Genomic DNA, 24,072 nt, shown 5'->3' with positions numbered 1-24,072 from the left:
ACCCCCAATCTAACAAAAAGCGCGTGACGGTGTCGTTTCAGATGCTGTGGCCGAGGACGATGACCTGTCGGTGTCATCCGTGCCGACGACCGGCAGGGGCGATCAGCGCAGCCGTTCTGCGCGGCACGGCCTGCGAGCATGAGCCACGGCCGCGCGCTGAGCGGCTGTCATGAGCGTGGCTCATATCGCTGCCGTTTTGCCCTCAGGCATGTCTTCATGCCGCTTTCACGTCGCCCACTGCTGCTCGATCAGTTTCAACGCGGCGGCAATCGCCGGTTCGTCCTTGCGCTCGGCGAGCGTAATAAAGCTGAGCTGAGTCGGCACGGTGACGCCTTCGACGATGGTCAACGCGTGCGCATGAGCCTCGGCGATCGCCGTGGCATCGCGCGCGAGCGTCAGGCCGACGCCTGATTTGACCAGATCGAGCATCGACGGCTCCTGATCCACTTCCGCCACCTTAACCGGTTTTACGCCGGCTTCGCCAAAGCAGCGCGACAACAATCTATTGTGCGCGGACGCGGGCGGTGTCCAGATCCAGGGCAGCGCGGCGAGCGAACGCCAGTCGCGCGCGCCTTTCACCCGGTCTTTCCAGCCGGCCGGCGCCAGCACACGGTACTGGAAGTGGGTGAGCGTGACGGCGTGGAAGGCGGCGACGTCACGCGTATCGTCGTCGGACGGCAAGCCGATGTAGTAGCCGACGTCCAGTTCGCCCGCGCGAACCTGCTCCAGCACCCAGCCCGACATGCCGTGGCGCAACGCCGTTTCGATGTGCGGCCAGGTTTCCACCAGTTGCTTGAGAAAGCCGCCGAGGCGCAGAAAAGCCGGGTCGAGAATCGTGCCGATCCGCAATCGACCGCGCACTTCGTGGCGCAGCGCGGCCGCCGCACGCTGCACGTCGCTCGCGGCGGCCAGCGCACGTTCGGCATGCGGCAGCAGGGCCTGGCCGTCGCGTGTCAGCGAAAGCCCGTGCGAGGTCCGGGTGAACAGCGTCACGCCGAGCGTCTCCTGCAAATGCTTGATTTGCAGGCTGACGGCAGGTTGGGTCAGGTGAAGCTGCACCGCGGCACGCGTGAGGTTGCCCTCGCGTGCGACGGTGACGAACGCCCGTAGCAGAGTCAGATCCATATCCTGATATTAGCGCGGCTTATAGCGCAGTTGAGCATTACTCATTGGATTTGTCGCCCCGAAGCGCCGTACGCTTGCGTTCATCACGCCGTTTGCGGTGGGCGGAAGACATTCATAGGAAGAGGACACGAAGATGAGCGAGACATATCAGGACGAGGCCGTCCGGAGCGAGACGAGCGCACGCGCGCTGCCCCATTTCATCAACGGCAAGAAAGTCGACGGCACGAGCGGCCGCTTCGGCGAGGTCTTCAATCCTGCGCTTGGCAGCGTGAGTGCACGCGTGCCGCTGGCGAGCGTCGCTGAAGTGGACGCGGCGGTCGCTGCTGCCAATGCTGCGTTTCCTGCATGGAGCGAAACCGCGCCGATCAAGCGGGCGCGCGTGCTGTTCAAGTTCAAGGAATTGCTCGACCGTCACCATGACGAGCTGGCGGAGTTGATCACGCGTGAGCACGGCAAGGTGTTTTCGGATGCCAAGGGCGAGGTGATGCGCGGCATCGAGATCGTCGAGTTCGCGTGCGGCATTCCGAATCTGCTGAAGACCGACTTTACCGACCAGATCGGCGGTGGTATTGACAACTGGAATTTGCGTCAGCCGCTGGGCGTGGTGGCCGGCATTACGCCGTTCAATTTCCCGATGATGGTGCCGTGCTGGATGTTCCCGGTGGCGATCGCATGCGGCAACACGTTCGTGCTGAAGCCCTCGGAGCGCGATCCGTCCACCGCGAATCGATTGGCAGAGCTGCTGAAAGAAGCGGGATTGCCGGATGGCGTGTTTAACGTCGTGCATGGCGACAAGGTGGCGGTCGATGCATTGCTCGTGCATCCCGAGGTGAGCGCGTTGTCGTTTGTCGGTTCGACGCCGATTGCCGAGTACATCTATACGGAAGGCACGAAGCACGGCAAGCGTGTGCAGGCTTTGGGCGGTGCGAAGAATCACCTCGTGGTGATGCCGGACGCGGATCTCGATCAGGCTGTCGATGCGTTGATCGGCGCGGCGTATGGTTCGGCGGGCGAGCGCTGCATGGCCATTTCGGTGGCGGTGGCGGTGGGGCATATTGCCGATGAATTGATTGAGCGACTGACGCCGCGCGTGAAGAGCCTGAAGATTTTGAATGGTATGGAATCCGAAGCTGAGATGGGGCCGTTGGTGACGGCGGCGCACCGCGAGAAAGTGACGGGTTACATTGATGCCGGCGTTGCGGCGGGTGCGAAGCTGGTTGTCGATGGGCGCGGCCATCAGGTGGCCGGTCATGAGAAGGGGTTCTTTCTCGGCGGCACGTTGTTCGACGATGTGTCGACCGATATGAAGATTTATCGTGAAGAGATTTTTGGTCCGGTGCTGTGTGTTGTGCGGGTGCCGGATTTTGCTTCTGCTGTCGAGTTGATTAACGCTAACGAGTTTGCTAATGGGGTGGCGTTGTTTACCTCCGATGGTGGGGTGGCTCGGGCTTTTTCTCGACAGATCCAGATTGGGATGGTCGGCATCAATGTGCCGATTCCTGTGCCGATGGCCTGGCATTCTTTTGGTGGGTGGAAGAGGTCTCTGTTCGGGGATCATCATGCCTACGGCGAAGAGGGTGTGCGGTTTTATACGCGGTACAAGAGCATTATGCAGAGGTGGCCCGATAGCATCGGGAAGGGGGCTGAGTTCACTATGCCTGTAGCGAAGTAGGTTTTGATTTTGCCTGCGCGGCGCTCGTTTCAGTGTGCCTGCGGCGTTGGGGTTTTCTTTTCTTAGTGGTCTATTTGTGTTGCCCCTGTGCGGGGCGGCACTTACTTTCTTTGCCGCCGCAAAGAAAGATAAGCAAAGAAAGCGGCTCGAACCCCCTGCTAAGCGGGTCCCCCGCGCAGTCGCGGTAGTGGTGCATCTGGAATCCGTGCCCTCGCACATTTGGCGTCAGTGACAAAGGTGTCATCAGCTCCCACTCCGCACTACGTGCGTCGCGGATGGGGCCGCCAGGGAAACCTGGGGCTTCGGTTGGACGCAGTGGGGGCCATCGGCTTCGCCTCGGCGAGGCGCCTGATCGGTGGGTGGCGAGTTGTACAAGCAGATGCCGTCGACAGTGCGCAAGTGTCGATACGGGATGCTGCGTGAAGTGGTTGGCCGGCGGAAAATGCGAGCGGGAGAAGATGCCGAGTTAGGCAGTCGACGGAAAGCAAATGTGGGTAGATGAGGTAGTGGAGAAGATGCCGAGTTAGGCAGTCGACCGGAAGCAAAGGTGACTAGATGAGGTCGTGGAGTGGGTGCCGAGTTAGGCAGTCGACCGGAAGTAAAGGTGAGTAGATGAGGTCAGGGAATGAAGCAGTTGGCGACGGGGAGATGTGAGTGAGAGAGAGTACTGAGCGAAGCGGCTGACTGCCGGCGAATGTAAATGGAGTGGGCGCAAGTGAACCAACGTTTTTATGAAGTACGTTTCGGCGCGCGCAGCGCCGCCGGAAGTATGACTGCCTTGTCACTAGCGCCGAATGTGCGAGGGAACAGATTCCAGATGCACCACTACTCCCTCCAAGCCGGGGGACCCGCTTAAGAGTTTGCGGTTCGAGCCGCTTTCTTTGCTTATCTTTCTTTGCGGCGGCAAAGAAAGTAAGTGCCGCCCCGCACAGGGGCAACACAGATAGACCACTAAGAAAAGAAAAGCCCAACGCCGTAGGCACACTGGAACGAGCGCCGCGAAGGCAACCAAATCAGGCAAAGCCCAACGCCGTAGGCACACAGACAAAAGCGCCGCGAAGGCAAAAAAGCTTAGGAGACGAAACCATGAGCAACACCGAAAAAACGCCACTGGCGCCCCGCCGCGTGGAAGGCGAATTCGACTACATCATAGTAGGCGCCGGCACGGCAGGTTGCGTCCTAGCCAACCGCCTATCGGAAGACCCGGAAATCCAGGTCCTGCTACTAGAAGCCGGCGGCAAAGACGACTACCACTGGATCCACGTGCCGGTAGGCTACCTCTACTGCATTGGCAATCCCCGCACGGATTGGCTCTACAAAACGCAGTCAGAACCCGGCCTGAACGGCCGCTCCCTCTCATATCCCCGCGGACGCGTATTAGGCGGCAGCTCATCCATCAACGGCATGATCTACATGCGCGGCCAGCGCGAAGACTACGATGAATGGGCCCGCGTCACCAACGACGCCTCCTGGTCCTGGAACGCCGTCCTCCCCATCTTTAAACGCAGCGAAGACCACCACGCCGGCGCGTCCGAATCGCATGGAGCGGGCGGCCCATGGCGCGTCGAAAAACAACGCCTGAAATGGAAGATCCTCGAAGAGTTTTCGCAAGCTGCGCAACAAGCCGGCATACCCGCCACCGACGACTTCAATCGCGGTGATAACACCGGCGTCGGCTACTTCGACGTCAATCAGAAACGCGGTATCCGCTGGAATGCGTCGAAAGCCTTCTTGCGTCCAGCGCTCAAGCGCCCGAATCTCACCGTTATCACCGGTGCGCACACCCAGCGCGTCGTGTTCGAAGGACGCGGTTGCACCGGCGTCGAATATCGCGGCGACAACACCGACTATCTCGCCAAAGCCCGCTGCGAAGTGATCCTCAGCTCGGGTGCGGTCAACTCGCCGCAATTGCTCGAACTCTCGGGTATCGGCAATGGCGCGCGTCTGCAGAATCTCGGCATCGAGGTCATGAAGGATCTGAGCGGCGTCGGTGAAAATCTGCAGGACCATCTGCAATTGCGCATGGCCTATAAGGTCGACGGCGTGCGCACGCTCAATACGGCCTCCGCCCATTGGTGGGGCAAGCTGATGATCGGCATGCAGTACGCGCTCTTTCAAGGCGGTCCGATGTCGATGTCGCCGTCGCAACTCGGCGCGTTTGCGAAATCCGATCCGGATGATCGCTCGCTCACGCGCCCCGATCTCGAGTATCACGTGCAGCCGCTCTCGCTCGATCGCTTCGGTGAACCGCTGCATCGCTTCAATGCGTTCACCGCGTCCGTGTGTCAGTTGCGCCCGACTTCGCGCGGCAGCATTCACATCGAATCGGCCGATAGTTCGGCGCCACCGTTGATCGCACCGAATTATCTGTCCACCGAGTACGACCGGCACGTCGCCGCCAACGCTTTGCGTCTCACGCGCCGCATCGCCGCGGCACCCGCGCTCGCGCCCTATCGGCCGCAAGAGATTCTGCCCGGTATCCAGTACCAGACCGAAGAAGAACTTCAGCAGGCCGCGAGCGCGGTCGGCACCACCATCTTTCATCCGGTCGGCACCTGCCGTATGGGCACCGCCGACGACCCCTGCGCGGTAGTCGACAACCGTCTACGAGTTATCGGTGTTGACGGCTTGCGGGTGGTCGATGCATCAATCATGCCGTCCATCACCTCGGGCAACACCAACTCGCCGACGCTGATGATCGCCGAACGCGCCAGCGACATGATTCGTGAGGACCGTCGCGCACGCGTGGGCGGTAGCGTGCTGGTCCAGACGAGCGCTGCGCCGTCCATGTCCGCCGTGTGACATACCGTGTGACAGGGGAAGGCCGAGGCCGCAGCGCGTGCCTCGGCCTTCCCCCTGCTCGCCTCAAGCGCGATGGAAGCATCGCTCGCGTATCCGCCAGACATGCGCGGAGCACGGTTGGAGCATCGCTCGCGCATCCCACTGGCACGTGCCGAACAAGGTTGACGCATCGCGTGCGCATCCTTCAGGCGCGCCCCGAGCAAGGGTGAAGCGCCCCTTGAGCACGCCGCGTGCCTACCTTTCAGGCAGTCTTCATCCACTAAGTGCAAATCCCAATGAATGCGCTGCATCATTGGCGCGACAATGGCAGCCATGCTGCGTGCCGCCCCATGGATTACCGTCCGGATTGGTGCAGCACGCCAACGAGCGGCACGGGGTGTCGCCGTCACACTAAGTCGCGCAGCCGTTCGCGCGGACAATCGTAATGCTTCGCCTTACTCCGTATGGAAGGGAACATGATTCTCGGCGATACGATTCTCGAAACGCGCGGCCTCACCCGCGAGTTCAAAGGCTTCATCGCCGTGAACGGGGTGAACCTGCGCGTGCGCCGTGGCTCGATCCATGCGCTGATCGGCCCTAATGGGGCAGGCAAGACCACCTGCTTCAATCTGCTCACCAAATTCCTCGAACCGACCGCGGGCCAGATCGTCTTCAACGGGATCGACATCACCAGTGAACGCCCGGCGCAAATCGCCCGGCGCGGCATCATCCGTTCGTTTCAGATCTCCGCTGTATTTCCGCATCTGACAGCATTGCAGAATGTGCGCATCGGTTTGCAGCGCGTGCTCGGCACGGCATTTCATTTCTGGAAGAGCGAACGCACGTTGCGCCAGCTCGACGATCGGGCGATGGACTTGCTCACCCAGGTGGGGTTGACCGATTTCGCCGATGTATTGACCGTCGAGCTCTCATACGGCCGCAAGCGCGCGCTGGAAATCGCCACCACGCTGGCGATGGAGCCGGAGCTGATGCTGCTCGACGAACCGACGCAAGGCATGGGCCATGAAGACGTCGATCGTGTTACCGCGTTGATCAAAAAAGTATCGAGCGGTCGCACGATTCTGATGGTCGAGCACAACATGAACGTGATCGCCGGTATCTCCGACACCATCACCGTGCTGCAACGGGGCGAAGTGCTCGCCGAAGGCAGCTACGCCGAAGTGTCCAAGAATCCGCTCGTGATGCAAGCCTATATGGGCAGCGCCGACGCGGCGCTCGCCGGAGCCCACGCATGAATACAATCGCCGAGCGTGAAAACCTCGAGGTGAGCGGAACGGCTGGCGGTGCCCCCGCGCTGGAGATCGCGGGTTTGCAGGCATGGTACGGGGAGTCCCATATCCTGCATGGCGTCGATTTGACGGTGAACCGCGGCGAAGTCGTCACGCTGCTGGGCCGCAACGGCGCGGGGCGCACCACCACATTGCGCGCGATCATGGGGCTGACCGGCCGGCGCACCGGTTCGATCCGCATCGGCGGACGCGAAACCATCAACCTGCCCACGCATCGCATCGCCCATTGCGGCATCGGCTATTGTCCGGAAGAGCGCGGGATTTTTTCAAGCCTCTCGTGTGAGGAGAACCTGCTGTTGCCGCCGCCGGTCGGCGACAAGGCGCACATGATGTCGCTCGAAGAAATCTATTCGATGTTTCCGAATCTGCAGGAACGCCGCATGAGCCAGGGCACGCGGCTCTCAGGTGGCGAGCAGCAGATGCTGGCCGTCGCGCGCATTCTGCGCACCGGCGCGAGTTTGCTGCTGCTCGATGAAATATCGGAAGGCCTCGCGCCCGTGATCGTGCAAGCGCTTGCCCGCATGATCATGACGCTCAAGGCGCGCGGCTACACGGTCGTGATGGTCGAACAGAATTTCCGCTTTGCCGCGCCACTCGCCGATCGGTTCTACGTGATGGAACACGGCGGCATCGTCGAACACTTCGAGGCCAGTGAACTCGAAAGCAAGATGCCAGTACTGCACGATCTACTGGGCGTATAAAAAGCGTCCGATTGCCTCTGATAACCACAAGTGAAGAAACAGGAGACAGGAATGAAAAAGAACCCACTCGCGCGACTTGCCACACTGTGTTTCGCGGTTGCCGCCGGCGCCGCGCTGACGATGGGCAGCGCGCAGGCCGCTGACGATGCCGTGAAGATCGGCTTCATCACCGACATGTCGGGTCTGTATGCGGATATTGACGGTCAGGGCGGGCTCGAAGCGATTCGCATGGCCGTGGCCGACTTCGGCGGCAAGGTCAATGGCAAGCCGATCGAGGTGGTCTATGCCGATCACCAGAACAAGGCCGACATCGCTGCGTCGCGGGCGCGCGAATGGTTTGATCGCGATGGCGTCGATCTGTTGATCGGCGGTACGAATTCGGCAACCGGGCTGTCGATGAACACGGTGGCCGGTGAAAAGCACAAGGTCTATATCAGCATCGGCGCAGGCGCCGACACCCTGACCAATGAGCAATGCACGCCTTACACGGTCCACTATGCGTACGACACGACGGCGCTCGCCAAGGGCACGGGCTCGGCGGTGACAAAGCAGGGCGGCAAGACGTGGTACTTCCTGACGGCTGACTACGCGTTCGGCAAGGCGCTCGAAAAGAATACGTCGGACGTGGTGAAAGCGAACGGCGGCCAGGTGCTGGGCGCGGTGCGGGCACCGCTGTCGGCGTCGGACTTCTCGTCGTTCCTGTTGCAGGCGCAAGCGTCGAAGGCGCAGATCCTCGGGCTCGCCAATGCGGGCGGTGACACGATCAACTCGATCAAGGCCGCCAAGGAATTCGGCATCACGAAGACGATGAAGCTGGCTGCGCTGCTGATGTTTATCGACGATGTCCACAGTCTGGGTCTGGAAACGACTCAGGGCCTGGTGCTGACGGACAGCTGGTACTGGAACAAGGACGCCACAACGCGCGCATGGGCGCGGCGCTACTTCGACAAGATGAAGAAGATGCCGTCGAGCCTGCAGGCCGCCGACTACTCGGCAACCACGACTTACCTGAAGGCCGTGCAGGCGGTCGGTTCGACCGACTCCGACAAGGTGATGGCGCAACTGAAGAAGGCCAAGATCGACGACTTCTACGCAAAGGGCTACATCCGTCAGGACGGCAGCATGATCCACGACATGTACCTGATGCAGGTGAAGACGCCGGCCGAATCCAAAGAGCCGTGGGATTACTACAAGATCACAGCGACGATCCCGGGCGAACAGGCGTTCACAACCAAGGCGGAAACGCGCTGCGCGTTGTGGAAATGAGCGTGGCTTGATAACCAGACGACTGTCTGTATGCCCGTCCTGACGGGCGATGCATAGCGGCACGTTGGTACACAGGCCGATAGCAAAGCGCTTCACATGCGGCGTGCGATTGGTTGATTTACCGATCGCACGCGGGCTGGGTCGTGTGTAACCGATCTCACCTTGGCGATGGCTTAAGGGATTAAGGCTTCAATGGAAATCTTTGGCGTTCCGCTACCGGCAATGCTGAGCCAGTTGCTGCTGGGGCTCGTGAACGGCTCGTTCTACGCGATTCTGAGCCTGGGTCTTGCGGTGATCTTCGGCTTGCTCAACGTGATCAACTTCGCGCACGGGGCGTTGTTCATGCTCGGCGCGATGCTCGCGTGGATGGGCCTGTCGTATTTCGGTCTGCCTTACTGGGTGATGCTGGTGCTTGCACCGCTGATCGTCGGCGTATTCGGCATCGTGATCGAACGCTCGATGCTGCGCTGGCTGTACAAGCTCGATCACCTGTATGGGTTACTGCTCACCTTTGGACTCACGCTGGTTGTCGAAGGCGTGTTCCGTTCGATCTACGGTTCGTCTGGCCAGCCGTACGATGTGCCGTCGGCACTCTCGGGCGCGACCGATCTCGGCTTCATGTTCCTGCCGAACTATCGCGCGTGGGTGGTGGTGGCGTCGCTCACGGTCTGCTTCGCAACGTGGTTCGTGATCGAGAAAACCCGCCTTGGCGCCTATCTGCGCGCGGGCACTGAAAACCCGAAGCTGGTCGAGGCGTTCGGTGTCAACGTGCCGTTGATGATCACACTCACCTATGGCTTCGGCGTCGCGCTGGCGGCGTTCGCCGGCGTGCTTGCCGCGCCTGTGATCCAGGTCTCGCCGCTGATGGGCCAGCCGATGATCATCACCGTATTCGCGGTGGTCGTGATTGGCGGCATGGGGTCGATCATGGGCTCGATTCTGACCGGCCTGATGCTTGGTGTGATTGAAGGGCTGACGCGTGTGTTTTACCCGGAAGCGTCGGCGACCGTCGTCTTCGTGATCATGGCGCTCGTGCTGCTGGTGCGCCCGGCGGGTCTCTTCGGCAAGGAAAAATGATGCAGAGAAAAGTGCTCTACGGTCTGCTGCTGATCGTGCTTCTTGCGGTGCCCGTGCTCGGCATCTATCCGCTCTTCGTCATGAAGGTGATGTGCTTCGCATTGTTCGCGGCGGCCTTCAATCTGCTGATCGGCTACACGGGCTTGCTCTCGTTCGGGCACGCGATGTTTCTCGCCTCGGCCGGCTACGTCACCGGCTACGCGATGCAGACGCTCGGCTTCTCTCCGGAACTGGGCGTGCTGGCCGGAACCGCCGCGGCAACGGCGCTCGGCCTGGTGGTCGGCCTGTTTGCGATCCGCCGGCAGGGTATCTACTTCGCGATGGTGACGCTGGCGCTCGCGCAGATGGTCTACTTCGTTTTCCTGCAAGCGCCGTTCACGCACGGCGAGGACGGCCTGCAGGGCGTGCCGCGCGGCAAGCTGTTCGGCTTGCTGGATCTGTCGTCGGACGTGACGTTGTATTTTGTCGTGCTGGCCGTGATGGTGCTCGCGTTTCTGCTGATCGTGCGGATCGTGCATTCGCCGTTCGGGCAAGTGCTGGTGGCGATCAAGGAGAACGAACCGCGCGCCGTGTCACTCGGCTACGACACCGATCGCTTCAAGCTGCTGGCGTTCATTCTGTCCGCAGGGCTCGCCGGTCTCGCGGGTTCGCTCAAGGTGCTGGTGCAGGGCTTCGAGACGCTGAGCGACGCATACTGGACCATGTCGGGCCTCGTGATCCTGATGACGCTCGTCGGCGGCATGGGTACGCTGTTCGGGCCACTGCTCGGCGCGGCGCTGATCGTTGCGCTCGAAGACCGGTTGGGCGATATCGGCACAGCATTGGCAACGACCACGGGGGTCGATTGGTTCCGCTCGTTGGGCGAATCCGTGACCATCGTGACGGGCGTGATTTTCATTGCCTGTGTGCTGGCCTTCCGGCGGGGCATTGTCGGGGAGATCGTCGCGCGAGTGCGGCCATTGCGTGCCTGACGCGCCGCTGAATTTTTAATTGCTTGGGTGTCCGATGTAATTCGAGGATCTTGAAACCAGGCGGGCTGGATCTTGCATTGTGCGTAGCGTCGGCCCGCGACCCAAGCTGCACCAAGCGTGCCCCAAATTTGTGCCGCAGTGCACCACTAGGGTAATTGCTAGTTGTAAGCCGATAGGTGCTCGTTTAATCTTCATGCAGTTCTGATGCACCACGAATTTTGCAGGTGGAGAACGAGGAGACAATGAGGCACTCAGTGCCCAGACGAAAGCGCTGTTGGATTGATATCCAACAGCGCTTTTTATTTGTGCTTTTCGTTATTCGCCATTCAATTCCTCCTCTAATTCGGTGACCCTTTTTTATTCACCGAAGCACGCCCAATTTCGCCTGTTGCTACCCTGCAAATTGCTTGCAGCGCCGGGCTTTCGTCCGCTAAACTCGCTATTCACCGACCGCTGGGTCGGTGATTTAAATCTGCGGATTTAAATTCAAATGAATAACGGGGTAGATAGAGGAGCGGGATGAAGTCGGCATTGCGTTGGATCAGCGCGGCATTGGTCGCCACCGGAGTATCCGCAGCATGGAGCGGCCATGCATTCGCGGACGTGAAAATCGGCGTCACGGTGTCGGCAACGGGGCCGGCCGCCTCGCTCGGTATTCCGGAAAAGAACACCATTGCGCTGCTGCCGAAAGAAGTGGCAGGGCAGAAAATCGACTACATCGTGCTGGACGACGCAACCGATTCGACCCAGGCCGTCAAGAACGCACGCAAGCTCACCAGCGAAGATCATGTGGACGCGTTGATCGGCTCGACCGTCGTGCCGAACTCGCTGGCCATGATCGATGTCGCCGCTGAAAGCACCACGCCGATGATCTCCATGGCCGCGGCGGCCAGCATCGTTGAACCGATGGATGCGAAGCGTGCATGGGTCTTCAAGACGCCGCAAAACGACATTCTGATGGCCACCGCGATCGCGCAGCATATGGCAAATCACGGCGTGAAGACGGTCGGATTCATCGGTTTTGCGGATGCGTACGGCGAGAGCTGGTTCAAGGAGTTCGGCAAGGCGGCCGATCTCGCGAAGATCAAGATCGTCGCGAACGAACGCTTCGCGCGCAACGACGCTTCGGTGACCGGCCAGGTGCTGAAGATCATGTCGCAGAACCCGGAAGCGGTGCTGATCGCCGGCGCGGGTACGCCGGCCGCCTTGCCGCAGAAGACCCTCAAGGAACGTGGCTACAAGGGCAAGGTCTATCAGACACATGGCGTCGCCAATAATGACTTCCTGCGCGTGTGCGGCAAGGATTGCGAAGGCACCTATCTGCCGGCCGGTCCGCTGCTGGTTGCTGAGCAGTTGCCTGATTCGAACCCGGTGAAGAAGACCTCGCTCGCGTACAAGCATGCCTATGAAGCCGCGTACGGCGCCGGTTCGGTGTCGACATTCGGCGGTCACGCGTGGGATGCAGGCTTGCTGCTGCAACGCGCGATTCCGTTGGCGCTGAAGAAAGGTCAGCCGGGCACGCCAGCGTTCCGCGAAGCGCTGCGTGCGGCACTGGAAAACACGAAAGACATGCCCGCTTCCCACGGCATCTTCAACATGAGCGCGAACGACCACGCTGGCCTCGACCAGCGGGCGCGTGTGATGGTGGAGATCGTCGGCGGCAAGTGGAAGCTGTCCGGCGACTGAGCGAAGGCGAAGCGATACGGAACCCCATCAAAAAGACGCGTGCAGTTGACGCGTCTTTTTTTATTGTCCGCGCTTGATGAATGGCGGTGCGGGGAGGGGATTGGGTAGCGGAGGGTGAGCGGTCAAAACGCGGTCAAAGCGGCTGGTTTCAGGACAAACCCGCATTCGGGCGAGAGTCTATTGACCGTGCATAATGCAGAACGCAATACTACTAACATGTTAGTGTTTGATGCATAAGAAATCGCAGTAGTGGTTCGCAGCAGGGGAGTGGCACCAAAGTGGCGACGGCATTGACGCTGAGCAGGGAAAACCATGCTTGGCATGCCTGAGTCCTATAACTAGATTCAGACACCCGGCCCGTGAGCCGGATTACAGATACGCGCTTCAAAGCGTTTGGAGACTTGCATGAAGAAGACAAAGCAATGGGTACGCACCGGTATCGCGATGGCCTTGATGTGCGGCGCGGGGGCCGCCTTCGCACAGGTCAAGATCGGCGTCACGCTGTCCACCACGGGGCCGGCCGCATCGCTCGGGATTCCTGAAAAGAACACGATCGCGCTGCTGCCGAAAGAGATCGGCGGCAAGACCGTGCAATACATCATTCTCGACGATGCATCGGATACCGGTAAGGCCGTGCAGAACACGCGCAAGCTGATCGACGAAGACCACGTCGACGCCATCATCGGTTCGACCGTCACGCCGAATTCGCTGGCGATGCTCGACCCTGCAGCGGAAGGCAAGACGCCGGTGATCTCGCTGGCCGCATCGGCCGCGATCATCTCGCCGATGGACGCCAAGCGCGCATGGGCCTTCAAACCGCCGCAAAACGACAGCCTGATGGCTGATGCGATCGCCGACTACATGGAGCGCCATGGCGTGAAGACGGTCGGTTTCATCGGCTTTGCGGATGCCTATGGCGACGGCTGGAACAACGTCTTCACCGCCGCTGCCGCGGCACACCATCTGAAGATCGTCTCCAACGAACGATTTAACCGCACCGACGCATCGGTGACCGGCCAGGTACTGAAGACGATGGGCGCGAACCCGGATGCGGTGCTGATCGCGGGTGCGGGCACGCCGTCCGCGCTGCCGGCCAAGACGCTCAAGGAGCGCGGCTATAAGGGCAAGGTCTATCAGACCCACGGCGTCGCCAACAACGACTTCCTGCGCGTATGCGGCAAGGATTGCGAAGGCGAATTCCTGCCGGCCGGCCCGATCCTCGTAGCGGATCAGTTGCCGGAATCGAATCCGGTGAAGAAGTCGTCGGAAGCCTATAAGGCAGCGTATGAGAAAGCGTATGGCGCGGGCTCGGTGGCGACCTTTGGCGGTCACGCATGGGATGCCGGCCAGATGCTGCAAGCGGCGATTCCGGTCGCGCTGAAGACCGCTCAGCCGGGTACCGAAGCGTTCCGCGTGGCACTGCGCGGCGCGCTTGAAAACATCAAGGAGCTGCCGGTCTCGCACGGCATCATGAACACCACGACGACCGACCACAACGGCCTCGACAAGCGTGCACGCGTGATCGTGCAGATCGTCGACGGCAAGTGGAAGCTGCAGAACGACTAACAACAAAAGCGATACGCGCCTCTCGCGCAACCTGCGGCAGATGATGCCGCATTGCCATTCTGTTCGATGACAATGGCAACGACCGCCGCGCCGTGTTCCGGCGCGGCGGTCGCCTTTTCAGGCATTGCAGGTCGCTGGCCGGCCGCGGGTTCTGCCGCCACGACTATTTCCCGGTTTCGATTTCGACGCTTCAGGACGAGGAAGTATGGATCTATCAATTGCGGCGATCCTCGCGCAGGACGGCATCACCACCGGCGCGATTTACGCGCTGCTCGCGCTTGCGCTGGTGCTGGTGTTCTCCGTGACGCGGGTGATTTTCATCCCGCAGGGTGAGTTTGTTTCGTACGGTGCGCTGACGCTCGCCGCACTGCAGACACAAAAATTTCCGGCGACGTGCTGGTTGCTGATGGCGATGGGCGCGGCATGCTTTGTCGTCGAGATAGCGGGGCTGGTGCGGCATCCCGAACGACGCCGGCATGCGGCGCGCACGCTGGTGATGCTGGTGGGCAAATACCTGCTGTTTCCGATCGCGGTGTACGCGCTCACGCAAGGTGTTTTCCTGCATCAGCTACCGATGCTCGCGCAGATCGCGCTGACGCTGCTGATCGTGATTCCGATGGGGCCGTTCGTCTACCGGCTCGCGTACGAACCGATCGCGGAGGCGACCACGCTGCTGCTGTTGATCGTTGCCGTAGCGGTGCACTTCGCGATGGTCGGCCTCGGGCTCGTGATGTTCGGTGCGGAGGGTTCACGCACCACGGCGTTCTCCGATGCGACCTTCAATCTCGGCACCTTGTCGATTTCCGGACAAAGCCTGTGGGTGGTCGGCACGGCGGTGGTGCTGATCGGCGGGCTGTATCTGTATTTCGACCGCTCGATCTCCGGCAAAGCGTTGCGCGCGACGTCCGTGAACCGACTCGGCGCGCGGCTCGTCGGCATCGGCACGACGCAAGCAGGGCGCCTCGCCTTCACGCTTGCTGCGGGCCTCGGTGCGCTTTGCGGCATCCTTGTCGCACCCTTGACCACCATCTACTACGACTCGGGCTTCCTGATCGGTTTGAAGGGCTTCGTGGGGGCGATTATCGGCGGTCTGGTCAGCTATCCGCTGGCCGCCGCGGGTTCGATCCTCGTCGGTCTGCTGGAGTCGTATTCGTCGTTCTGGGCGAGCGCCTATAAGGAAGTGATCGTGTTCACGCTGATCATCCCGGTGCTGCTGTGGCGGAGTCTGGCCAGCCCGCACTCGGAAGAGGAAGAGGAGTGACACGATGAAACGGATCATGCAAAACAAGTTCTTCTGGCTGTTCCTCGTGGTGCTGTTCGCCTTGCCGGTGTTGCCGCACCCGATTCATGTACCCGAGTACTGGGTGACGCTGCTCAACTACATCGGCCTGTATTCGATCGTCGCGATCGGTCTCGTCCTGCTGACGGGTATCGGCGGGATGACGAGTTTCGGGCAGGCGGCGTTCGTCGGTATTGGCGCGTATGCGACCGCGTACCTGACGACGACCTACGGCGTGTCGCCGTGGCTCGCGCTGATCGCGGGCGTGGTGGTGACGGCATTGATCGCGCTGATGCTGGGGCTCGTGACGATGCGGCTATCGGGTCACTTTCTCCCGCTCGGCACGATCGCGTGGGGTCTCGCACTGTTCTATCTGTTCGGCAACCTGGAGATGCTCGGCAAGTACGACGGCATCAATGGGATTCCGGTGCTGAATGTTTTTGGTATCGACATGGAGTCCGGCCGCCATATCTATTACCTGATCTGGGTGGTGGTGCTCGGCGCGGTGATTTCTGTTCAAAATCTGCTTAATAGCCGCCCGGGGCGGGCGATCCGCGCATTGCGGGGCGGCGGCATGATGGCCGAAGCGATGGGCGTCAATACGGCGTGGATGCGCGTGGTGATCTTCGTCTATGCCGCCGTGTTGGCGTCGATTTCAGGGTTCCTTTACGCGCACCTGCAGCGCGCGGTGAATCCGACGCCGTTCGGTCTGAACCACGGCATCGAGTTTCTGTTCATGGCGGTGGTGGGTGGCGTGTCGCACGTCTGGGGTGCAGTGCTCGGAGCTGCGATTCTGACCATATTGCAGGACTATCTGCAAACGCTGCTGCCGAAGCTGCTGGGCGAGAACGGTAACTTCGAAGTGATCGTGTTCGGCATCCTGATGGTGCTGTTGTTGCAATACGCTCGCCAGGGCGTCTGGCCTTTTGTCGCGCGGTTCTTCCCGAAGGGGCCGCGCGCCCATGTGTCGGATCATGCCGAACCGTTGCCGCAACGCAGCAAGCCCACAGCAGGCGAGAACCTGCTGACGGTGGATAAGGCACGCAAGCAGTTCGGCGGGCTGGTCGCGGTGAACGATGTCAGCTTCGAGGTGAAAGCAGGGCAGATCATCGGTTTGATCGGCCCGAACGGCGCCGGCAAGTCGACCACCTTCAATCTGGTCACGGGCGTCTTGCAAGCGACGAGTGGCGAAATCACGTTCCGCGGCGAACGTATCGATTCGCTGAGTTCACGTGAAATCGTCAAACGCGGCATTGGCCGTACCTTCCAGCACGTCAAGCTGCTGCCTGGGATGACGGTGCTGGAGAACGTTGCGATCGGCGCGCATCTGCGTGGCCAGGCCGGTGTGTGGCGCAGCGTTGCGCGCCTGAACGGCGCGGAAGAAGCGCGCTTGATGGCCGAAGCGGCTCGCCAGATTCGTCGCGTCGGGCTTGAGCAGCATATGTACGACGAGGCGGGTAGCCTGGCGCTGGGGCAGCAGCGAATTCTCGAAATCGCTCGGGCGCTGTGCTGCGACCCGACGCTGTTGTTGCTGGACGAACCTGCCGCCGGTCTGCGGTATCAGGAAAAACTGCAATTGGCGGACTTGCTGCGCCGCCTCAAGGCCGAAGGCATGAGCGTACTGCTGGTCGAGCACGATATGGATTTCGTCATGAATCTCACCGATCGTCTGGTGGTGATGGAGTTCGGCACGCGGATCGCGGAAGGCCTGCCGCAGGATGTCCAGCAAGATCCGGCTGTGCTCGAAGCGTATCTGGGCGGGGTGGAGTGATGGAGAACACGATGAATGCAGCAGGTCCAATTCTCGACGTGAACGGTTTGTCGGTGCGCTACGGCAAGGTTGAAGCGCTGCACGGCGCGGCAATCAAAGTGCGGCCCGGTCAGATCGTTTCGGTGATTGGTCCGAATGGTGCGGGCAAATCCACCTTGTTGAACGCGATCATGGGTGCATTGCCGACCACAGGCCATGCGAAAGGCGAAGTCCTGTATCAAGGTGAAGACGTCAGCGCGGTGCCGGTCGAAAAACGCGTCGCGCGCGGTATGTGCCTGGTGCCGGAGAAGCGCGAACTGTTCGCGTCGATGACCGTTGAGGACAATCTGGTCCTCGGCGCGTATCGGCGCAAGCGGGCAGGGGAGCGCAACTTTCTCGATCAACTCGAGCCGGTCTTTACGCTCTTTCCTCGCTTGAAGGAACGCCGGAAGCAGGCGGCCGGGACGCTATCCGGTGGCGAACGGCAGATGCTCGCGGTTGGGCGTGCCTTGATGGGCAAACCCGATCTGCTGATGCTCGACGAACCGAGCCTGGGTCTCGCGCCGCTGATCGTGAAGGAAATTTTCCATATCATTAGTGCGCTGCGGCAGACCGGTGTCGCGACGCTGCTGATCGAGCAGAACGCACGCGCTGCGCTGCAGATCTCCGACTACGGCTACGTGCTTGAAACCGGTGAACTGGCGCTGGAAGGGCCGGCGGCTGATCTGGCGCAGAATCCGCGCGTGATCGAAACGTATCTGGGGCTGGCCAAGAAAGTGGCTTAGTTCTCCGTTTTCGTCCCGGTCACTGCCGTTCAAAGCGGTGTGTTTCACGTGAAACACACCGCTTTTTTGTTGCCTGGCCATTCGGCCGAAATTCGGGCCTAAACCGAACCCGTTATAATTCGCCCATACATTTTCCTTTGAAAGGCTCACGCGACGATCTGGCGTGAGATCCGCGATGCTTTTTCCCACAGAATTTGACGTAATCGTCGTTGGCGGCGGTCATGCCGGCACCGAAGCCGCTTTGGCTTCGGCACGCATGGGCAATACCACGCTCCTGCTGACGCATAACATCGAAACCCTCGGTCAGATGAGCTGCAATCCGTCCATCGGCGGGATTGGCAAGGGCCATCTGGTGAAGGAAGTCGATGCGCTTGGCGGTGTGATGGCGGCTGCGACGGACGAGGGCGGGATTCAGTTCCGCATCCTCAATTCGTCGAAGGGGCCAGCTGTTCGTGCGACGCGCGCGCAGGCGGACCGTCTGCTGTACAAGCAGGCGATCCGGCATCGGCTGGAGAATCAGCCGAACCTGTGGCTGTTCCAGCAGGCGGTCGACGATCTGATCGTGGAAGGTGACCGTGTCGTCGGCGCGGTGACGCAGGTGGGGATTCGTTTCCGCTCGCGCGCAGTGGTACTGACGGCTGGGACGTTCCTCGACGGCAAGATTCACGTGGGTTTGAACAACTACACCGGCGGCCGTGCCGGCGATCCGGCAGCGGTGTCGCTGTCTGCACGCCTCAAGGAATTGAAGCTGCCGCAGGGCCGCCTCAAGACCGGGACGCCGCCGCGCATCGACGGTCGGACGATCGACTTTTCAAAGCTTGAAGAGCAACCGGGCGATCTGGATCCGGTGCCGGTTTTCTCGTTTCTTGGCCGGGTGGAACAGCATCCGCGCCAGGTGCCGTGCTGGGTCACGCATACGAATGAGCGCACGCACGACATCATCCGCGGGGGGCTAGACCGTTCGCCGATGTATACGGGTGTGATCGAAGGGGTGGGGCCGCGCTATTGCCCGTCGATCGAAGACAAGATTCACCGCTTCGCGTCGAAGGAATCGCATCAGATCTTCCTCGAGCCGGAAGGGCTGACGACCAACGAGTTCTATCCCAATGGGATTTCCACCAGCCTGCCGTTCGACGTGCAACTGGAACTCGTGCGTTCGATGCGTGGTTTGGAGCATGCGCATATTCTCCGACCGGGCTACGCGATCGAATACGACTACTTCGATCCGCGTGGGCTGAAGGCATCGCTTGAAACCAAGGTGATCAACGGGCTGTTCTTTGCGGGCCAGATTAATGGCACGACCGGCTACGAAGAAGCGGCTGCGCAAGGTTTGCTGGCGGGGATTAACGCCGGCTTGCACGTACAGGGCAAGGAGGCATGGTGCCCGCGCCGCGATCAGGCATACCTCGGTGTTCTGGTCGATGATCTGGTCACCCGTGGGGTGTCCGAGCCGTATCGTATGTTCACGAGCCGTGCCGAATACCGCCTGAGCCTGCGCGAAGATAACGCCGATATGCGTCTGACGGAGATCGGCCGCGAACTCGGCGTGGTCGACGACGTCCGCTGGGACGCATTCAGCCGCAAGCGTGAGGCTGTTTCACGTGAAACAGAGCGCCTTCGTACGACGTGGGTCAATCCTAAGACGTTGCCGGCAGAAGAAGCGACTGCCTTGCTCGGCAAGCCGATTGACCACGAATACAGTCTGGCCGATCTGTTGCGCCGTCCGGGCGTGGCATACGACGGCGTCTGCGGTTTGCGCGAGGGTGCCTGTGCTGCCCCCGAGACGCTGGCCGAAGACGACGTTCTGCTCGCCCAGATCAAGGAGCAGATCGAGATCGGCATCAAGTATCAAGGTTATATCGACCGCCAGGCCGATGAGATCGAGCGGAATGAATCGCACGAAAGTACGCGTTTGCCGGAAGGGTTGGACTACGCGGAGGTAAGAGGGCTGTCGTTCGAGGCACGTCAGAAACTGACGCAATTCCGCCCCGAAACCATCGGCCAGGCGTCGCGTATCTCCGGCATTACGCCGGCGGCGATTTCCCTGCTGATGGTCCACCTGAAGCGTGGCTTGGGGCGCCGTTCGACGAAAACCGCCGAACCCGGCACCGACAGCACGCCGGTGGCGCAATGACGGTGGGTCAGAAGGGAAGGGGTGACGAGGTATTGGCGCCGTTGTTGGCGGACGGCGTTCGCGAGCTCGGCCTCGATTTAAGCGACGCACAACTCGGCAAACTGCTCGACTACGTGGCGCTGCTGTCCAAGTGGAATGCCGTCTATAACCTGACGGCGATCCGCGATCCCCGGCAAATGCTTATCCAGCACATCCTGGATTCGCTGTCGATCGTGCCGCATCTCGCTACGCGCGGCGCGTCCTCTGTGCTGGACGTGGGTTCCGGCGGCGGCCTGCCGGGTATCGTCTTGGCGATTGTGCTGCCCGACTGGACCGTCACCGTGAACGACATCGTTCACAAGAAAACGGCTTTTCAGGCGCAGGCCAAAGCCGAGCTCGGCCTTACCAATCTGTCGGTCGTCACGGGGCGCGTCGAGACTTTGCAGCCGGGCGCCGAAGTACCGGCAAAGTTCGACGTAATCGTGTCGCGCGCATTCGCAGAGCTCGCGGATTTCGTTACACTGGCCCGTCATCTGGTTGCGGAGCAGGGTGCGATCTGGGCAATGAAGGGGGTGCGTCCGGATGGCGAGATCGAGCGCTTGCCCGCTGGGGCCCACGTGGAACAGATCATTCGGCTGAAGGTGCCGTCGCTCGATGCGGAGCGGCATCTGATCAAGGTTCTGGTGGACGGCGACACCTGACGGGTCACGGGCCACCGCAGGTCCGCAGCATGCACCGCATATCAGAAGCGCTTTCTACTTTATTCAAGCAGTTTCAGTAGCAAAAGGGACACACCAACGATGGCAAAAATCTTCTGCGTTGCGAACCAGAAGGGCGGCGTCGGCAAGACGACGACGGCAGTCAATCTGGCCGCGAGCTTGGCAGCGCAGGGACAGCGAGTCCTTCTCATCGATCTGGACCCGCAGGGCAACGCCACGATGGGCAGCGGTGTCGACAAGGCCGCATGCACGAACACCGTCTACGAAGTGCTTGTAGATGGCGTGTCGGTGGCGGATGCGCGGGTACGTCCGGAAGCCGTCGGTTACGACGTGCTGCCCGCGAACCGTGAACTCGCGGGTGCCGAGGTCGAACTGGTCAGCGTGCAGAACCGTGAGCGCCAAATGAAGATTGCGTTGGCCGCGGTCGAAAGCGAATACGAATTTGTCCTGATCGACTGCCCGCCGGCTTTGTCGCTGTTGACGCTCAACGGCTTGTGCGCCGCGCATGGCGTGGTGATTCCAATGCAGTGCGAGTACTTCGCGCTCGAGGGGCTGTCCGACCTGGTCAACACGATCAAGCAGGTGCATGCGAACCTGAATCGCGATCTGAAGGTGATCGGCCTGCTGCGCGTGATGTTCGATCCGCGCATCACCTTGCAACAACAAGTTTCGGATCAGCTCAAAGAGCACTTTGGGGACAAGGTGTTCGACGTGGTGATCCCGCGCAACGTGCGTCTCGCCGAAGCGCCTAGTTACGGATTGCCGGGCGTTGTGTTCGATAAGGCGTCGCGCGGCGCGCAGGCGTATGTGCAGTTCGGTGCAGAGATGATTGAGCGGGTGCGCGCGTTGAATGACGCGCCCCAGGCGTCCTAAGCGGATCGAGGAAGCACGATGAACGCAGTAGCAAGAAAAAAGGGCTTGGGCCGCGGCCTGGAAGCATTGCTGGGTGGCAGTGCGGACATTACCGAGGCGGTGGCGATCGAGGGTGCGCCGAACGTGCTGCCGCTCAGCAAACTGCAGGCCGGCAAGTACCAGCCGCGCACGCGCATGGACGAAGGTGCGTTGCAGGAATTGGCGGCCAGCATCCGCGCCCAGGGGCTGATGCAACCGATTCTCGTGCGGCCGGTTTCGGCGGACAAGTACGAGATCATTGCTGGCGAGCGGCGCTTCCGGGCGGCACGCATTGCCGGTCTCGACGAGGTGCCAGTGCTGGTGAGGGACGTGCCGGACCAGGCCGCCGCGGCGATGGCGCTGATCGAGAATATCCAGCGCGAAGATCTGAATCCGCTGGAAGAAGCGCAGGGCATCCAGCGCTTGCTCGACGAGTTCAATTTCACGCACGAGCAGGCGGCTGAGTCGGTAGGCCGCTCGCGCAGCGCTGTGTCGAATCTGCTGCGTTTGCTCAACCTGGCGGCACCGGTGCAGACGATGTTGCTGGCCGGTGATCTCGACATGGGGCATGCACGCGCGCTACTGGCGGTCGACGCAGCGACGCAGATCACCCTGGCCAACCAGGTCGTCAACAAGCGCATGTCGGTACGCGAGACCGAAAAACTGGTGACGGCGACCACCAAGGCTGCGCCTACAGTAAAGGCGCGGGCCAATCAGGACGGCGGCCGCGACACGCGACGGCTCGAAGAGGAGTTGTCCGATCTGCTCTCCGCAACTGTCAAGATCAAGCTCGGCCGGCGCGGCCGCGGCCAGGTGCTGGTGGACTTCGGCGATCTGGATGCGCTGGAAGGCATTCTTGTCCGGTTGCGCGGTAACGCCACCGTCTGATCATGGCGGGGTGAGCATGCTTGCGCGCCTGGCGAGGTCTCGCTCTCGCTCCCGCCCGCAAGCTGTTTGACGTGGTTCGTGCGTTGTCGGCGGCGATGGCGCTGCGGTCGCCTCTACGGCCAGCGTGGCGCGTTTGACGATCTCCCAGGTTGATCGACATCCCATGTGGATGTCAGGTGGAATCCTAACTATTGGCCGCGTTTAATAATAAGGATTGCGATGTATCTTTCAGCGCTGACATTTTTGCGGTGACGCAGACATGGTCGGGTTGTTCTGCGAATTGAGTTGGCCGCGCAGGCGAGGTCGTTTGCGGGTTGGTCTTACCGCTGCGCCGAGAACTGCACATGCCGTCCTTTCGCGTGTTTGGATCTGGCAACGAGCGCTGTGTACCGACGTATGAATGGGCAGGGGTGCGATGCAGGGCCGGCACCGACATGAAGTAGCCGGCGCCTGACCGCTCGCGGCGTCGATCATCCGATGCGGACGGCCGCGTGCTACGTTGTTGCGGTGCCATGAGAAGGGGAGGCCGATAGTCGCCGTCCCGCGACTACCCGTTGCCGTCCCCCATGTCCACCAAAGCTGGCAAAAATTGTCGTCTGTTGCATTTTTGAGACGTCCGCAGCAGCGTCGAAACGACGCATCCGGGCACTTCAACCTCCCCGATTCATTGGGCATGTTTTGCCATCCCCCGGCCGCCTTACATTTGCCGTGTACAGGCGGACCGAGATCGCATTCCCGCATGGTGAAGAGCGTTTTCACGATGGTTATTGAACGGCCTAAAGTCTTGAATTGCCTGCAACTATCGCTTACAATCGCCCGGATTTAATTGCACGGCAACCCCGTAAGCGCAGCGTAAGCTCGCGGGCTGGAACAAGACTTTCGGAACACTGCGATGGCGGTTAAAACGTCGAATCAAGCGCCGAAGAATGGGCGTGACGACCACCGCGCTGAACGCACCGTTTCCGATGCGTCCACCGGTCAGCACGTTACAACTGACGATGCGTGGGATGTCGAGCAACAAGATAACAATATCGTTCCGCTCACGCGGGTCGAGGCTGAAAAGCTGTTTGGCCCGAATGTGAGTCGTCCATCGCGCGTTACGCCTTTCAAGGTCGTGGCGGCGCAAATGGTTTTGTCCCTGGGTGCGACGCTGGTGTGGTGGCTGTTCTACAAGCCGCCGGGCGCTGCTGCGCTGTCCGCGTTCCTGGGGGGGGCGATCTGCTGGGCGCCGAGCGCGCTGTTCGCGGCACGTCTTAGAACGCTGAGCGGCGCCAAAACAGCGATGAGCTGGATGATCGGCGAAGCGCTCAAGATGGGGACAACGATCGCGATGTTTGTCGTCATCGCCTTCTGGTATCACGACGTATGCTGGGTGCCGCTGCTCGTGACTTACCTCATCGCGCTCAAGACTTACTGGATCGCCTTGGCGTGGCGCTAAGGTTGTAGCGAAAAGTGGTAGCACAAGAGTAGCGGCACAAAATTCAGGCCGGCG

The 24,072-nt window shown here is 61.0% G+C and carries 18 protein-coding genes; 17 read left to right on the top strand and 1 reads right to left on the bottom strand.

Features of this window, described 5'->3' with window-relative positions; translation table 11 throughout:
- Nucleotides 1–225 precede the first annotated feature (225 nt).
- On the bottom strand, nt 226–1,125 hold the full coding sequence (locus tag PQQ96_RS07760) for a LysR family transcriptional regulator (RefSeq protein WP_408290539.1): 900 nt from the start codon (nt 1,123–1,125) through the stop codon (nt 226–228).
- 133 nt (nt 1,126–1,258) lie between these two features.
- Here PQQ96_RS07760 and PQQ96_RS07755 point away from each other — a divergent pair, with 133 nt between their 5' ends.
- From PQQ96_RS07755 to PQQ96_RS07675, 17 genes are all read left to right on the top strand, one after another.
- Nucleotides 1,259–2,797 carry a CoA-acylating methylmalonate-semialdehyde dehydrogenase gene (locus PQQ96_RS07755; RefSeq protein WP_408290537.1) on the top strand — a complete coding sequence of 513 codons (1,539 nt, stop codon included), beginning with the start codon at nt 1,259–1,261 and terminating at the stop codon, nt 2,795–2,797.
- Between the two features lie 1,086 nt (nt 2,798–3,883).
- Nucleotides 3,884–5,599 carry a GMC family oxidoreductase gene (locus tag PQQ96_RS07750; RefSeq protein ID WP_408290536.1) on the top strand — a complete coding sequence of 572 codons (1,716 nt, stop codon included), beginning with the start codon at nt 3,884–3,886 and terminating at the stop codon, nt 5,597–5,599.
- A 455-nt stretch (nt 5,600–6,054) separates the two neighbouring features.
- Nucleotides 6,055–6,834, top strand: a complete 780-nt coding sequence (locus tag PQQ96_RS07745; protein WP_054038612.1) for an ABC transporter ATP-binding protein — start codon at nt 6,055–6,057, stop codon at nt 6,832–6,834.
- A complete protein-coding gene (locus PQQ96_RS07740) occupies nt 6,831–7,589 on the top strand; it encodes an ABC transporter ATP-binding protein (RefSeq protein WP_172309471.1) in 759 nt (252 codons plus the stop codon). The genes PQQ96_RS07745 and PQQ96_RS07740 overlap by 4 nt, the downstream gene beginning before the upstream one ends.
- A gap of 51 nt (nt 7,590–7,640) precedes the next feature.
- Nucleotides 7,641–8,855, top strand: a complete 1,215-nt coding sequence (locus PQQ96_RS07735; protein WP_408290535.1) for an ABC transporter substrate-binding protein — start codon at nt 7,641–7,643, stop codon at nt 8,853–8,855.
- A gap of 192 nt (nt 8,856–9,047) precedes the next feature.
- Complete coding sequence (locus PQQ96_RS07730) at nt 9,048–9,932, top strand: branched-chain amino acid ABC transporter permease (RefSeq protein WP_408290533.1); 885 nt, start codon at nt 9,048–9,050, stop codon at nt 9,930–9,932.
- Nucleotides 9,932–10,903 (top strand): branched-chain amino acid ABC transporter permease, encoded by a 972-nt coding sequence (locus PQQ96_RS07725; protein ID WP_408290645.1) that lies wholly within the window; start codon nt 9,932–9,934, stop codon nt 10,901–10,903. Before PQQ96_RS07730 ends, PQQ96_RS07725 begins: the two co-directional genes overlap by 1 nt.
- A 519-nt stretch (nt 10,904–11,422) precedes the next feature.
- Complete coding sequence (locus tag PQQ96_RS07720) at nt 11,423–12,589, top strand: ABC transporter substrate-binding protein (protein WP_408290531.1); 1,167 nt, start codon at nt 11,423–11,425, stop codon at nt 12,587–12,589.
- A gap of 405 nt (nt 12,590–12,994) precedes the next feature.
- Nucleotides 12,995–14,155: an ABC transporter substrate-binding protein gene (locus PQQ96_RS07715; RefSeq protein ID WP_120346424.1), complete on the top strand. Its 1,161-nt coding sequence runs from the start codon at nt 12,995–12,997 to the stop codon at nt 14,153–14,155.
- Nucleotides 14,156–14,360: 205 nt separating this feature from the next.
- Nucleotides 14,361–15,416, top strand: a complete 1,056-nt coding sequence (locus tag PQQ96_RS07710; protein WP_408290529.1) for a branched-chain amino acid ABC transporter permease — start codon at nt 14,361–14,363, stop codon at nt 15,414–15,416.
- 4 nt (nt 15,417–15,420) lie between these two features.
- Nucleotides 15,421–17,205: a branched-chain amino acid ABC transporter ATP-binding protein/permease gene (locus tag PQQ96_RS07705; protein WP_408290527.1), complete on the top strand. Its 1,785-nt coding sequence runs from the start codon at nt 15,421–15,423 to the stop codon at nt 17,203–17,205.
- An 11-nt stretch (nt 17,206–17,216) separates the two neighbouring features.
- Complete coding sequence (locus PQQ96_RS07700; protein ID WP_408290525.1) at nt 17,217–17,969, top strand: ABC transporter ATP-binding protein; 753 nt, start codon at nt 17,217–17,219, stop codon at nt 17,967–17,969.
- Between the two features lie 175 nt (nt 17,970–18,144).
- The gene (mnmG, locus tag PQQ96_RS07695; protein WP_408290523.1) at nt 18,145–20,103 is read left to right on the top strand and encodes a tRNA uridine-5-carboxymethylaminomethyl(34) synthesis enzyme MnmG; all 1,959 of its coding nucleotides are present in this window, start codon (nt 18,145–18,147) and stop codon (nt 20,101–20,103) included.
- Nucleotides 20,100–20,783, top strand: coding sequence for a 16S rRNA (guanine(527)-N(7))-methyltransferase RsmG (gene rsmG / locus PQQ96_RS07690; protein ID WP_408290521.1), 684 nt, complete (start codon nt 20,100–20,102; stop codon nt 20,781–20,783). The genes mnmG and rsmG overlap by 4 nt, the downstream gene beginning before the upstream one ends.
- A gap of 99 nt (nt 20,784–20,882) precedes the next feature.
- Nucleotides 20,883–21,674 carry a ParA family protein gene (locus PQQ96_RS07685; protein ID WP_074281806.1) on the top strand — a complete coding sequence of 264 codons (792 nt, stop codon included), beginning with the start codon at nt 20,883–20,885 and terminating at the stop codon, nt 21,672–21,674.
- A gap of 18 nt (nt 21,675–21,692) precedes the next feature.
- The gene (locus tag PQQ96_RS07680; protein ID WP_074281807.1) at nt 21,693–22,580 is read left to right on the top strand and encodes a ParB/RepB/Spo0J family partition protein; all 888 of its coding nucleotides are present in this window, start codon (nt 21,693–21,695) and stop codon (nt 22,578–22,580) included.
- Nucleotides 22,581–23,472: 892 nt separating this feature from the next.
- A complete protein-coding gene (locus tag PQQ96_RS07675) occupies nt 23,473–24,018 on the top strand; it encodes an ATP synthase subunit I (RefSeq protein WP_408290519.1) in 546 nt (181 codons plus the stop codon).
- Nucleotides 24,019–24,072: the final 54 nt, after the last annotated feature.

The sequence above is a fragment of the Paraburkholderia sediminicola genome (assembly GCF_046027825.1).
GTDB lineage: Bacteria > Pseudomonadota > Gammaproteobacteria > Burkholderiales > Burkholderiaceae > Paraburkholderia > Paraburkholderia sediminicola_D.
This window is presented reverse-complemented; position numbering and strand designations above follow the sequence as displayed.

Coding starts and splice junctions, on each gene's coding strand:
- PQQ96_RS07760 (WP_408290539.1), bottom strand. CDS start 1,125: ATGGATCTGACTCTGCTACGGGCGTTCGTCACCGTCGCACGCGAGGGC.
- PQQ96_RS07685 (WP_074281806.1), top strand. CDS start 20,883: ATGGCAAAAATCTTCTGCGTTGCGAACCAGAAGGGCGGCGTCGGCAAG.
- PQQ96_RS07735 (WP_408290535.1), top strand. CDS start 7,641: ATGAAAAAGAACCCACTCGCGCGACTTGCCACACTGTGTTTCGCGGTT.
- PQQ96_RS07700 (WP_408290525.1), top strand. CDS start 17,217: ATGAATGCAGCAGGTCCAATTCTCGACGTGAACGGTTTGTCGGTGCGC.
- PQQ96_RS07755 (WP_408290537.1), top strand. CDS start 1,259: ATGAGCGAGACATATCAGGACGAGGCCGTCCGGAGCGAGACGAGCGCA.
- PQQ96_RS07745 (WP_054038612.1), top strand. CDS start 6,055: ATGATTCTCGGCGATACGATTCTCGAAACGCGCGGCCTCACCCGCGAG.
- mnmG (WP_408290523.1), top strand. CDS start 18,145: ATGCTTTTTCCCACAGAATTTGACGTAATCGTCGTTGGCGGCGGTCAT.
- PQQ96_RS07740 (WP_172309471.1), top strand. CDS start 6,831: ATGAATACAATCGCCGAGCGTGAAAACCTCGAGGTGAGCGGAACGGCT.
- PQQ96_RS07705 (WP_408290527.1), top strand. CDS start 15,421: ATGAAACGGATCATGCAAAACAAGTTCTTCTGGCTGTTCCTCGTGGTG.
- rsmG (WP_408290521.1), top strand. CDS start 20,100: ATGACGGTGGGTCAGAAGGGAAGGGGTGACGAGGTATTGGCGCCGTTG.
- PQQ96_RS07750 (WP_408290536.1), top strand. CDS start 3,884: ATGAGCAACACCGAAAAAACGCCACTGGCGCCCCGCCGCGTGGAAGGC.
- PQQ96_RS07680 (WP_074281807.1), top strand. CDS start 21,693: ATGAACGCAGTAGCAAGAAAAAAGGGCTTGGGCCGCGGCCTGGAAGCA.
- PQQ96_RS07725 (WP_408290645.1), top strand. CDS start 9,932: ATGCAGAGAAAAGTGCTCTACGGTCTGCTGCTGATCGTGCTTCTTGCG.
- PQQ96_RS07730 (WP_408290533.1), top strand. CDS start 9,048: ATGGAAATCTTTGGCGTTCCGCTACCGGCAATGCTGAGCCAGTTGCTG.
- PQQ96_RS07715 (WP_120346424.1), top strand. CDS start 12,995: ATGAAGAAGACAAAGCAATGGGTACGCACCGGTATCGCGATGGCCTTG.
- PQQ96_RS07720 (WP_408290531.1), top strand. CDS start 11,423: ATGAAGTCGGCATTGCGTTGGATCAGCGCGGCATTGGTCGCCACCGGA.
- PQQ96_RS07710 (WP_408290529.1), top strand. CDS start 14,361: ATGGATCTATCAATTGCGGCGATCCTCGCGCAGGACGGCATCACCACC.
- PQQ96_RS07675 (WP_408290519.1), top strand. CDS start 23,473: ATGGCGGTTAAAACGTCGAATCAAGCGCCGAAGAATGGGCGTGACGAC.